This window comes from Streptomyces sp. CLV115 (assembly GCF_038448545.1).
GTDB classification, from domain to species: domain Bacteria; phylum Actinomycetota; class Actinomycetes; order Streptomycetales; family Streptomycetaceae; genus Streptomyces; species Streptomyces sanglieri.
Window position 1 is genome coordinate 1 of record NZ_JBCEWQ010000212.1, and the last position, 12,180, is coordinate 12,180.

General features: G+C 70.1%; 8 protein-coding genes, 3 tRNA genes and 1 pseudogene. 8 read left to right on the forward strand and 4 right to left on the reverse strand.

Annotation, left to right across the window (positions count from 1 at the left end):
• Together AADR41_RS38465 and AADR41_RS38470 are read left to right on the forward strand one after the other, a co-directional pair.
• A pseudogene (locus tag AADR41_RS38465) lies at positions 1 to 498 on the forward strand (DNA primase); the annotation flags it as partial.
• 204 nt (positions 499 to 702) lie between these two features.
• Positions 703 to 1,797: an RNA polymerase sigma factor gene (locus tag AADR41_RS38470; RefSeq protein ID WP_342286834.1), complete on the forward strand. Its 1,095-nt coding sequence runs from the start codon at positions 703 to 705 to the stop codon at positions 1,795 to 1,797.
• Between the two features lie 62 nt (positions 1,798 to 1,859).
• Here the strand turns inward: AADR41_RS38470 and AADR41_RS38475 are convergent, their stop codons facing one another.
• From AADR41_RS38475 to AADR41_RS38490, 4 genes are all read right to left on the reverse strand, one after another.
• Positions 1,860 to 3,791: an ABC transporter ATP-binding protein gene (locus tag AADR41_RS38475; protein WP_342286835.1), complete on the reverse strand. Its 1,932-nt coding sequence runs from the start codon at positions 3,789 to 3,791 to the stop codon at positions 1,860 to 1,862.
• Complete coding sequence (locus tag AADR41_RS38480) at positions 3,791 to 5,524, reverse strand: ABC transporter ATP-binding protein (RefSeq protein WP_342286837.1); 1,734 nt, start codon at positions 5,522 to 5,524, stop codon at positions 3,791 to 3,793. The genes AADR41_RS38475 and AADR41_RS38480 overlap by 1 nt, the downstream gene beginning before the upstream one ends.
• Before the next feature lie 168 nt (positions 5,525 to 5,692).
• Positions 5,693 to 7,138: an FGGY family carbohydrate kinase gene (locus AADR41_RS38485; RefSeq protein WP_342286838.1), complete on the reverse strand. Its 1,446-nt coding sequence runs from the start codon at positions 7,136 to 7,138 to the stop codon at positions 5,693 to 5,695.
• 69 nt (positions 7,139 to 7,207) lie between these two features.
• Complete coding sequence (locus tag AADR41_RS38490) at positions 7,208 to 7,507, reverse strand: YtxH domain-containing protein (protein ID WP_124717825.1); 300 nt, start codon at positions 7,505 to 7,507, stop codon at positions 7,208 to 7,210.
• A 205-nt stretch (positions 7,508 to 7,712) separates the two neighbouring features.
• Between AADR41_RS38490 and AADR41_RS38495 the strand changes: the two genes are divergently transcribed.
• From AADR41_RS38495 to AADR41_RS38520, 6 genes are all read left to right on the forward strand, one after another.
• Positions 7,713 to 7,785 (forward strand) — tRNA-Asn (locus AADR41_RS38495).
• 5 nt (positions 7,786 to 7,790) lie between these two features.
• A tRNA-Asn gene (locus tag AADR41_RS38500) sits at positions 7,791 to 7,863 on the forward strand.
• 233 nt (positions 7,864 to 8,096) lie between these two features.
• Positions 8,097 to 8,170: transfer RNA gene (locus tag AADR41_RS38505), tRNA-Ile, on the forward strand.
• A 363-nt stretch (positions 8,171 to 8,533) separates the two neighbouring features.
• Positions 8,534 to 8,731 (forward strand): hypothetical protein, encoded by a 198-nt coding sequence (locus AADR41_RS38510; RefSeq protein ID WP_342286839.1) that lies wholly within the window; start codon positions 8,534 to 8,536, stop codon positions 8,729 to 8,731.
• Positions 8,732 to 8,857: 126 nt separating this feature from the next.
• On the forward strand, positions 8,858 to 10,753 hold the full coding sequence (locus AADR41_RS38515; protein ID WP_446751186.1) for an ABC transporter ATP-binding protein: 1,896 nt from the start codon (positions 8,858 to 8,860) through the stop codon (positions 10,751 to 10,753).
• Between the two features lie 95 nt (positions 10,754 to 10,848).
• Positions 10,849 to 12,114 (forward strand): MFS transporter, encoded by a 1,266-nt coding sequence (locus AADR41_RS38520; protein ID WP_342286840.1) that lies wholly within the window; start codon positions 10,849 to 10,851, stop codon positions 12,112 to 12,114.
• Positions 12,115 to 12,180 lie beyond the last annotated feature (66 nt).

Genomic DNA, 12,180 nt, shown 5'->3' on the forward strand with positions numbered 1-12,180 from the left:
CCCTCGGGCCCCGCGCTCAACCTCCGCAGCCCCGCCCACCGCACCGAGCGCGAGCTGCTCAAGCTCGCCCTGCAGAAGCCCGCCCTGGTCTCCCCGGCCTTCGACGCCTACGGGGCCGACGAGTTCACCGCCCCGCCGTACGCCGCCGTACGGCAGTGCATCGCGGAGGCGGGCGGCGCCGAGCTGGGCGTCCCCGAGACCCGCGAATACCTGGTCCAGGTCCTGGACGCGGCGCCCAACGACACGGTGCGCAACCTGGTCACCGAGCTCGCGGTCGAGGTCTTCCACGGCAAGACCATCGACGAGACCTACGCGGGCATGCAGCTCGTCCAGGTCCGGCTGCGCGCCGTGGACCGCCGGATCGGCGACGTACAGGGCAGCCTCGCCCGCCTCGGCAGCAATGTCGCCCCCGACCACCTGGCGGCGGCACAGAACGAGGTCTGGGTCCTCCAGCAGTACGCCCAGTCCCTGCGCAACAACGGGGCCGACGCGCTCTGACACCCCGCCCCGGCGGCGGGAGCGCCCCCGCGTAACCGGCCGGTCACGGAACGGGCTCAGAAAGTCCCCGCACGCCCCTCGTGGCAGCGATGTGTCTTCCCCCACACTGGGGTGCGGTGCCTGAGACATCGGAGCGCGGCCGGCCCATCGAACGGTGGTCCTCCATCCCCGCGGTCCGGCAGCGATCACCTGGAGGTCGCCCCCGTGCAGACCCGGACCCTGACCGAAACCGAGCACGTCTCGGCCATCCCCGCGCAGAACCGGGCCGTGCACCATCCGGAGGCCGAGGTGGAGCCGTCGATCCCCGCCGATCCGCCCGACCCGCCCGAGGTGCTCACGGAGGAGCCGCCGGAGCCGTCCGGGGCCCGGAGACGCCCGGAGACCGCCGGTCCGTCCTCCGACCTCTTCCGCCAGTACCTGCGGGAGATCGGCCGGATCCCACTGCTCGGCGCCGCCGACGAGGTGGAACTCGCCCGCCGCGTCGAGGCCGGGCTCTTCGCCGAGGAACGGCTCGCGAGCACCCCGGACCCGGACACCCGGCTGGCCGTCGACCTCGACCGGCTGGTGGTCATGGGGAGGATGGCCAAACGCCGCCTCATCGAGGCCAACCTCCGCCTCGTCGTCTCCGTCGCCAAGCGCTACGTCGGGCGCGGGCTGACCATGCTCGACCTGGTCCAGGAGGGAAACCTCGGGCTGATCAGGGCCGTCGAGAAATTCGACTACGCCCGGGGCTACAAGTTCTCCACGTACGCGACCTGGTGGATCCGCCAGGCCATGTCCCGCGCCCTCGCCGACCAGGCGCGAACCATACGGGTACCGGTCCATGTCGTCGAGCTGATCAACCGCGTCGTACGCGTCCAGCGCCGGATGCTCCAGGAACGCGGCTACGAGCCGACGGCGGAGGAGGTCGCCGGCCAGCTCGACCTCACCCCGGAACGGGTCGGCGAGGTCCTGCGGCTCGCCCAGGAACCCGTCTCGCTGCACGCCCCGGTCGGCGAGGAGGACGATGTCGCCCTCGGCGACCTGATCGAGGACGGCGACGCCGCGTCCCCGGTCGAGTCCGCCGCGTTCCTGCTGCTGCGCGAGCACCTGGACGCGGTGCTCTCCACCCTGGGCGAGCGCGAACGCAAGGTGGTCCAGCTGCGCTACGGGCTGGACGACGGGCGGCCCCGCACCCTGGAGGAGATCGGCAGGATCTTCGGCGTGACGCGTGAACGCATCCGCCAGATCGAGTCCAAGACCCTCAGTAAACTCCGCGACCACGCCTTCGCCGACCAGCTCCGCGGCTACCTCGACTGACGTGCGAGGGCCCGCGCCGCCGGGCGGCGGCACGGGCCCTCGTGTCCGAACAGGAAGCGCTCCTAGTCGACTTCGGCGACCGCCTGCGCGAACTGCGCCGAATACAGCCGGGCGTAGGCGCCCTCCTCGGCCAGCAGCTCGTCGTGGGTGCCCTGTTCGACGATCGAGCCGTTCTCCATCACCAGGATGACGTCGGCGTCCCGGATGGTGGAGAGCCGGTGCGCGATCACAAAGCTCGTACGGCCGTGGGCCAGCCGCGCCATCGCCTTCTGGATCAGCACCTCGGTACGGGTGTCGACGGAGCTCGTCGCCTCGTCGAGCACCAGGATCACCGGGTCGGACAGGAACGCCCGCGCGATGGTGATCAGCTGCTTCTCGCCCGCGCTGACACCGGAGCCCTCGTCGTCGATCACCGTGTCGTAACCGTCCGGCAGGGTGCGGACGAACCGGTCGGCGTGGGCCGCCCTCGCCGCCTCCTCGATCTCCTCGCGGGTGACCTCGCGCGATGCCCCGTACGCGATGTTGTCCGCGATCGAACCGCCGAACAGCCAGGTGTCCTGGAGGACCATGCCGATGCCCTGCCGCAGGTCGTCGCGGGACATCCTCGTCACGTCGACCCCGTCCAGCGTGATCCGGCCGCCCGTCACCTCGTAGAACCGCATCAGCAGGTTGACCAGGGTGGTCTTGCCGGCCCCGGTCGGGCCGACGATGGCGACCGTGTGACCCGGCTCGACGTTCAGCGACAGGTCCTCGATGAGTGGCTTCTCCGGGTCGTAGCGGAACGACACCTTCTCCAGCGAGACGCTGCCCCGCAGCTCCTTCGGACGCTGCCGCTCGTCGGGCGCGGGGTCGGCGCCCTGCTCCTCGGCGTCCAGCAGCTCGAAGATCCGCTCGGCCGAGGCGACACCGGACTGCACCAGGTTCGCCATCGAGGCGACCTGGGTCAGCGGCATCGAGAACTGCCGCGAGTACTGGATGAACGCCTGCACATCACCGATCGACAGCGAGCCGGACGCGACCCGCAGACCGCCCACGACGGCGATCAGCACATAGTTCAGGTTGGAGACGAACATCATCAGCGGCTGCATGATCCCGCTGTTGAACTGCGCCTTGAACCCGGCCTCGTACAGCGCCTCGTTCTGCTCGGCGAAGTCCCGCGCGGACTCCTCCTGGCGGCCGAAGACCTTCACCAGGGTGTGCCCGGTGTACATCTCCTCGATGTGGGCGTTGAGCTTGCCCGTCACCTTCCACTGCTGCACGAACTGCGGCTGTGAACGCTTGCCGACCTTCGTCGCCACGACCGCCGAGAGCGGCACCGTCACCAGCGCGACCAGCGCCAGCAGCGGCGAGACCCAGAACATCATGATCAGCACGCCGACGATGGTGAGCAGCGAGTTGATGAGCTGGCCCATCGTCTGCTGCATCGTCTGCGAGATGTTGTCGATGTCGTTCGTCGCCCGGCTGAGCACCTCGCCGCGCTTGGCCTGGTCGAAGTACGACAGCGGCAGCCGCGACAGCTTCGTCTGGATGTCCTCGCGCAGCTGGAACACGACCCGGTTGATGATCCGGATCGACAGCCGGGTCGACACCAGCATCAGCAGACCGGCGCCGACATAGACCGCCAGCGCCACCAGCAGTACGTCGCCCACCGCACCGAAGTCGATGCCGTGACCGGGGACGAAGTCCACCTTGGAGAGCATGTCGGCCAGGCCGCTGTTGCTGTTGCGCAGGCTCTCGACGGCCTGCTCCTTGGTCGTCCCCTCCGGCATCTTCCGGCCGACCACCCCGGCGAAGACCAGGTCGGTCGCCCGGCCGAGGATCTTCGGCCCGACCACTGACAGACCCACGCTCAGCGCACAGGCCAGCAGCATCACGTACAGCGAGGTCTTCTCCGTCGCGAAGCGCTTCAGCAACCGCTTCGAGGACCCCTTGAAGTCCATGGACCGGTCGGTCGGCGCCCCGCCCGCCATCATGCGTCCGCCAGGCCCGGCCATTACGCGGCCTCCGCTTCCGTCAGCTGGGAGAGCACGATCTCCCGGTACGTTTCATTGCCGTCCATCAGCTCGTGATGGGTGCCGGAACCGACCACCCGGCCCTCGTCCAGCACCAGGATCCGGTCCGCGTCGCGGATGGTGGACACCCGCTGCGCCACGATCACCACGGTCGCCTCGGCCGTCTCCCGGGAGAGCGCCCCGCGCAGCGCGGCGTCGGTGGCGTAGTCGAGCGCGGAGAACGAGTCGTCGAACAGATAGATCTCCGGACGCTGCACCAGGGTCCTGGCGATGGCCAGCCGCTGCCGCTGCCCGCCCGACACATTGGTGCCGCCCTGCGAGATCGGCGCGTCCAGACCGTGCTCCAGCGCCGTGACGAACTCCTTGGCCTGCGCCACCTCCAGCGCGTGCCACAGCTCCTCGTCGGTCGCGTCCGGGTTGCCGTACCGCAGATTGGTCGCGACCGTCCCGGAGAACAGATACGGCTTCTGCGGAACGAGACCCACGGTCCTCGCCAGCAGCGCCGGCTCCAGCGTCCGCACATCCGTGCCGTCGACCAGCACCTGGCCGTCCGTCACGTCGAACAGCCGCGGTACGAGACCGAGCAGCGTCGACTTCCCGCTGCCCGTCGACCCGATGATCGCGGTGGTCTCGCCGGGGCGGGCCACCAGATCCACCGACCGCAGCACCGGCTCCTCGGCGCCCGGATAGCGGAAGTCCGCGCCGCGCACCTCCAGATGACCGTGGGCGAGCAGCTTGCGGACCGGCTTGACGGGCGGGACCACGCTGGATTCGGTCTCCAGGACCTCCTGGATGCGCTCGGCGCAGACCTCGGCGCGCGGCACCATCATGAACATGAAGGTCGCCATCATCACCGACATGACGATCTGCATCAGATAGGCGAGGAACGCGGTCAGCGCCCCGATCTCCATGCCCCCGCTGTCGATGCGGTGGGCACCGAACCAGATCACCGCGATCGAGGAGACGTTCACGACCGTCATCACGGTGGGGAACATCAGCGCCATCAGCCGGCCCGTGGACAGCGCCACGTCCGTCAGCTCGGTGTTGGAGCCGCGGAACCGCTCCTCCTCGTAGCCGTCCCGGACGAAGGCGCGGATGACGCGGTTGCCGGTGATCTGCTCGCGCAGCACCCGGTTGACCGTGTCGACCCGCTCCTGCATCGTGCGGAACAGCGGGCGCATCCGCTTCACGATCAGGCTCACCGCGATGCCGAGCACCGGCACCACCGCGAGCAGCACCGCGGACAGCGGGACGTCCTGGCCGAGCGCCATGACGATGCCGCCGACGCACATGATCGGGGCCGACACCATCAGCGTGAACGTCATCAGCACCAGCATCTGGACCTGCTGGACGTCATTGGTCGTACGGGTGATCAGCGAGGGCGCCCCGAAGCGCCCGACCTCACGCGCCGAGAAGGACTGCACCCGGTCGAAGATCGACGCCCGGACGTCGCGGCCGAGAGCGGACGCGGTGCGGGCGCCGATGTGGACGGCCCCCATGTTGCAGACCACCTGGGCGATGCTGACGGCGATCATGATGCCGCCGAATTCGAGGATGTAGCCGGTGTCCCCCTCGACGACACCGTTGTCGATGATGTCGGCGTTCAGGGTGGGCAGATAGAGGCTGGCGCAGGTCTGCAGCAGCTGGAGGAGGACCAGCAGCAGGATGGGTTTTCTGTACGGACCGAGATAGGCCCGCAGGATTTTTATGAGCACGCGTGTCTCTCGGAGTCGGCAGAGGGCAGGAGTCGACCCATTTTCCGGCACCGGGGGGCGTGACTGCGAGCGTTTTTTCTCAAGACCAGGTCAAAAAACAGACCGAGTACACAAGTGGAGGGGCTCGCATCGCTCCGTGTACTCGGTCCGTTCGTAAGGCCGGCCCGCTCAGGGCGCGGAGTCGAACGCCTCCGGGTGGATCTGGTCCCGAGTGGCCGTGTACTGCTGGCGCACCGCCTGCCCGACGGCCAGCTCCTCGCCCGGCTCCAGCACCTGAGCCGCGGCGCCCTGCCAGGCCGGGGGCGTGAGCGGATCGCCGGTCCCCTGCGAGACCGCCAGCGCCCAGGCCGCCTGCCGGGCCGCGCCCAGCGCCGCGTACTCGGCGGGCTGCGGCACGACCACCTGCGTACCGAAGAGCGCGGGCGCCAGCCCCTGTACGGCGGGCAGTTCGGCCGCCGCCCCCAGCAGGAACACCCGGCGCACCTCGACGCCCCGGCCGCGCAGCACATCGAGCGCGTCGGCCAGCGAGCACAGCATCCCCTCGAACGCCGCCCGCGCCAGGTGCTCCGGCTTCATCGACTCGCGCCGCAGTCCGCAGAGCGTCCCCGCGGCATGCGGCAGCCGCGGCGTCCGCTCGCCCTCCAGGTACGGCAGCAGCACCAGCCCGCAGGCCCCGGGCGTGGACTTCAGGGCCAGCGCGGAGAGTTCCTCCAGGCCCTCCGCGCCGAGCATCTCGGCGGTCCCGCGCAGCGCCCGTACCGCGTTGGACGTGTACACCACCGGCAGATGCATCCCGGTCGCGTCCGCGAACGAGGTGATCATCCCGTCCGGATCGGACAGCGCCTCGTGGTGCACCGCCATGACCGAGCCCGACGCACCCAGCGAGACCACCGCGTCGCCGACCCCGACCCCGAGCCCGAACGCCGCGGCCATCGTCTCGCCGGTACCCGCGGAGATCAGCAGCCCCTCGGGCGTCGTCCCGGCCGCGTCCGAGGGGCCGAGCACCTCGGGCAGCGCCGCCTGGTGCCCGAGCGCGAGCTCCACCAGGTCGGGCCGGTAGGAACCGCTGCCCGCGGACCAGTACCCGGTGCCGGACGCGGCACCCCGGTCGGTGGTCCGCCGGGCCGGGCGCCCCAGCAACTGCCACACCAGCCAGTCGTGCGGCTGGAGCACCGCGGCCACCCGCCGGGCCGCCTCCGGCTCGGTCCGCGCCAGCCAGCGCAGCTTCGCCACCGGCTGCGCGGCCTGCGGCACCGCCCCGACCGCCTCGGCCCAGGGCTGCCGCCCGCCGAGCCCGTCGACCAGATCGGCCGCGGCGGCCTGCGCCCGCTTGTCGTTGCCGAGCAGCGCCGGGCGTACGAGATTGCCCTGGTGGTCCAGCGGTACCAGGCCGTGCTGCTGGGCGGAGACGCCGATGGCCTGCACCCCTTCGAGCAGCCCGCCGCCGGCGGCCTCGCCGAGCGAGAGCAGCCATGCCTGCGGGTCGACCTCGGTGGCCTTCGCCTCGACGGGGTGCGCGGCGAACCCCCGGCGCAGCACTGCGCCCGTGTCCGTGTCGCAGACGACGATGTGTGTGAAGGCGGAAGAGCTGTCCAATCCGGCGACTATCCCCATGCCCAAGATTCTGCCGCACCGCCGGACCGTTTCCGTACCGGTGGAGCGGCAGTGGCGGGGGTGGTGCCCCTATGTGTTGCTGGTGCCCCAGTCGTCCTCGCCGTTCCGGCCGCGGTCCCGCAGCGAGCGCACCCGGTCGGCCACACCGGCCGGAACCTTCTCGCCGACCTTGTCGCTCACCACGTGGTACGCCTTGCCGGCCAGGTCGCGGCCGCTCTGCGCGGCGGACTCGGCGGTATTGCGCACGGCCGGATTCTCGGCGAACCGGCGTGCGGACTTCTTCATCTGCTCGTAGCGCTCGCGCCCGGCCCGTGTCCCGATCACGTATCCGAGGGCCAGTCCGGCGATGAACGTGAGCCGGTACCGCATGGCTGCCACCCTTCCTTGCTCAGCGCGACGCCCGGTGCGGCGCTCGCTGTGACGTGTGCTGCCCGCCTACCCGCGGGCACCGGAGATCACCCCGGGGGATACCGATTGGCAAAGCACCCCCCTGCTTGCGCTAATGTATGTGTCGCAGCGAACGCGCGCCGCCCGGCAGCAGCCAGGTAGGTAGGGTTCGGTGCATACGCAGCAATCCCCTGTAGCTCAATTGGCAGAGCAGCCGGCTGTTAACCGGCAGGTTACTGGTTCGAGTCCAGTCGGGGGAGCGCGATCCCCTGTAGCTCAATTGGCAGAGCATTCGGCTGTTAACCGGAGGGTTACTGGTTCGAGTCCAGTCGGGGGAGCGGAACGGAAGAGGACCCCGAGGGGTCCTCTTTCGCATGTCCGGCGACCGCGGACACCGTGGTGCGTGTGGGGTGCAAGTGACTCTTTCGCGTGTACTTCGCTCCATCCGGAACCGGACGGCCGACCGCGCGGTCTTCATGGTCAGGTGAAGCCGACCATCCGGAGCGAGAGATCGTATGACCGGCTATGCTGCGGCAGACGGCGCGCACACTTGTACGCGCCACGCCGAAAAGGGGCGGTAGCTCAGCCGGTTAGAGCAGCGGACTCATAATCCGTCGGCCGTGGGTTCGAGTCCCACCCGCCCCACTGCCGATGTTCCGGCAGAAACGTTATGACCTGCGTATACGTGGGTATCAGGGCCCTCACGGATTCCGTGGGGGCCCTCACCATAGCCCCGTCACGAGATCAAGTGGCCGCGCGCCGGCCCGGCGGGTCGTGCCGGTGGGGTCCGGTCGTGGGTCCGCCCGTTCCCTTCCGTCCGTTCCTTGTCGATGCGTCATGTCCGGAGAGTCACCTACGACAACGCTCCGAAGGATTGGGGTATTTCGGCACCTTTTCTCCTTGATTACCGCTTCTACGACTTGTTGGTCGCAGGGGTCGGACGTAGTGTCGAAAGTGCCGCAGCAAGAGCAAGGAGCGGCACAGTGAACTCCTCCAGAGGAGGCGAAGATGAAGGTTCGTAGCATCTTCGACCACAGGGACGGCGGTCGCGGCGGATACGGTGGCCGTGGCGGATACGGCGGACGCGGTGGATACGGCGGCCGCGGCGGATACGGCGGTCGCGGCGGTTACGGCGGCCGCGGGTTCGGCTACTTCGACGGCTACGGCTATGGCGGCCGTGGACGTGGACGTGGCTGGGGTTGCTGACGCCCTTCACCCCCGATCCCTGACATCAACTCGAGGCAGGCTCGCGCACCGCGCGGGTCCGCCTCGTCGTCTGGGTCCATCCCCATGGCCACGGTCCATGGCCCGAGCAGTCCGTGATGTGATGCCATGCGCTTTCACAGCCCGCTCCGGCGTTCCGCCCGTGACGAAGAGCCGCCCGAGGACCCGGTGACGGATGTCCCGATCCGCACCGACCCCGTCAGCATCATGGCGTCCTTCAGACGCTTCTGGCCCCTGACCAGAGGTGATCGGCGCTGGCTCGTCGTCATCTTCGTCTGTGCCGTCCTGGCCGCCCTCGCCGAGACCATCACCGTCCTGCTGTTCGCCAGACTCACCGACACCGCCCTGCAGAGCGGCGACGTCAGCGCCTTCTGGAAGCCCGCCGGCCAGTGGCTGGCCGTGGCCGTCGCCGGTGCCGTGGTGGGGTACCTGGGCAGTTCGCTCGCGGCCTGGACCGCCGAGCGCTTCGTGCTGCGGCTGCGGGCCCGGGTCTTCGGCCATCTCCAGACGCTCCCGCCGCACTTCTTCCAGCGCAATCGCCGCGGCGACCTGGTGGAGCGGCTGACCGGTGACGTTGAGGCCATCGAGGCGCTCGTGGTCTCCGGCATCGTCGGGGCGGCGTCGGCGCTGTTCGGCACCGTCTTCTACGCCGGCGCGGCCCTGTTGCTCCGCTGGGACCTGGCCCTGGCCACCTTCGTCATGGTTCCGATCCTGCTGCTGGTCACCCGTGGTTTCGCCAAGCCCCTGCGCGCGGTGTCCCGGCGCGGCCGGGCGGCGGACGGCGCCATCACCGCCGTGGTCGAGGAGACCCTGGTCAACGTCGTCATGACCCAGGCGTACAACAGGCAGCAGGACGAGGAGGACCGGCTCGGCAACAAGGCGAGGATCCGGTTGAGGACCGCGGTGAGGGCCGTCCGTCTCACCGAGTTCTACGAGCAGTTCATCGAAGTCCTCGAAACGTTGTGCGTCCTCACGATCATCGGCCTGGGGGCGTGGGAGATCTCGGCCGGCCGGATGACCCTCGGACAGCTGCTGGCCTTCGCCGCCTTCATCGGCTACCTCTACCCGCCGATCCGCTCGCTGGGCCAGCTGGGTCTGACGGCCACCGCCGCGACCGCGGGCGCCGAACGACTGCTGGAGATCCTCGACGCGGAACCCTCCGTCACCGACCCGGGCGACTCGGTACCGGTGCCCGAGCGCAGCCGGGCCCTCGGCGAGGTGGAGGCGCGCCAGGTGTTCTTCCACTACCCCGGCAGCAGCGAGATGGTGCTCCGGGACCTCTCGTTCACCGCGAATCCCGGGGAACTGCTGGTCATCACCGGTCCCAGCGGTGCGGGCAAGTCGACACTGGCGGCCCTGCTGCTCAGGTTCTACGACCCGGATGCCGGCAGCGTCCTGCTGGACGGCGTCTCCATGGACCGGATGCCGCTGCCCCATCTCCGCCGCAACATCACGCTGCTCCCGCAGGACACACTGGTCCTGCACGACACCATCGAGAAGAACATCGCCTGCGGACGCCCCGACGCGAGCCACGACGATGTCGAGCAGGCCGCGCGGGCGGCCGACGCCCACGCGTTCGTCGAAGCCCTCCCGGAGGGATATGACACCGTCATATCCACCGGCACCTCCCGGCTCTCCGGCGGCCAGTTGCAGCGCATCGCCATCGCCCGCGCCATGCTGCGCGACGCACCCGTGCTGCTCCTGGACGAGCCCACCACCGGCCTTGACCGGCTGGCCGCGGAACGCATCCTGGAGCCCCTGCGACGGCTGGCCCGCGGCCGCACCACCATCGTGATCACCCACGACCTGGCCCTGGCCGCGGACGCCGACCGCATCCTCGTACTGGACGAGGGGCGGCTGGTGGAGTCCGGCACGCACACTCAACTCCTCGGCCGGAGCGGCCTGTACGCCACGCTCTTCGAGCGCCGCTCCCGGCCGCACAACGGGACCGAGTACCCGTCCGTACACAAGTCTGCCCGGCCGTCAGGAATCCACTGGAGGTAGCCGGCCGGCGGCACGGGGCCCGAACCGCACCACCGGGGCGGCCGGTTCCCGCCGGGGCCGGACCGCCGGGAAATCCCCGGTGGTTACCATCCGCTGTGACCGAAACGACCGAAGGACCCGCTCCGCGCCCCCGAATACTCGCCGATCTGACGCCGCTGCGGATCTCCCCCGACTACCGGCGGCTCTGGTTCGGGAACACGGTCTCCTGGGTCGGGCAGGGGATGACGGCGCTCGCCGTGTCGCTCCAGGTCTACGACATCACCGGATCCGCCTTCTCGGTCGGGCTCATCGGATTCTGCTCGTTCCTGCCGCTGGTCGTCTTCGGGCTGTACGGCGGTGCCGTCGCCGACACCATCGACCGTCGCAAGCTGGGCCTGGCCAGTTCCGCCGGGTCGTTCGCGCTCTCCGTCACCCTGGTCGTCACAACCGTCGCGGGCGTGGAACAGGTGTGGCTGCTGTACGCGATCGTCGGCCTCCAGGCGGCCTGCTTCGCGGTCAACTCACCGGCCCGCAGCTCGATGATCGCCCGGCTGCTGCCGGCCGAACAGCTGCCCGCCGCCAACGCCCTCACCTCCATGACCAGCACCACCGGAACACTGGTCGGGCCGATGCTCGGCGGGCTCGTCGTCGGCTGGTGGGGCTACCGGGCCGCGTACACCGTCGACGCCGTCACCTTCACCGCCTCGCTCTACGCGATGTGGCGGCTGCCCGCCATGCTGCCGGAGCGGGAGGAGGGCGCGGGGGACAAGCGGGCGTCCGTCGCGGACGGGCTGCGCTTCCTGGGGACCAGGCCCAATCTCCGGATGACCTTCTTCACCGATCTGTGCGCCATGGTGCTGGCCCACCCCCGGGCGCTGTTCCCCGTCGTCGCCGTCCTCTGGTACGGCGGTGACGCGAAGACCACCGGACTGCTGGTCGCCGCCCCCGCGTTCGGGGCGCTGCTCGGCGGGGTGTTCTCCGGTTGGCTGGGACGTGTCCGGCGCCACGGGCTCGCCGTGCTGATCGCCGTCGCCTGCTGGGGCACCGCCATCGCGGTCTTCGGCCTGACCCGGCAGCTGTGGCTCGGGCTGATCTTCCTGGCGCTCGCCGGGTGCGCGGACACCACCTCGATGGTCTTCCGCAACACCATGCTCCAGGCGGCCGTGCCGGACGAGATGCGCGGACGGCTCCAGGGCGTGTTCATCGTCGTCGTGGCGGGCGGGCCGAGGCTCGGCGACTTCGTGGCGGGTTCGGTCGCCGACCTGGCCTCGCCCGGCCTGGCGGTGACCGGGGGCGGGATCGCCTGTGTCGTCGCGGTGGTCCTGCTGGGTCTGCGGTGGCGGGGGTTCGCCCGGTACGACGCGAAGGATCCGCAACCGTGACGGCGCCTCCCGCGCGTCGCCGACCCCGGCCGCTTCGGCCGCCCCCGCCACGCCCGCGCGTCGCCG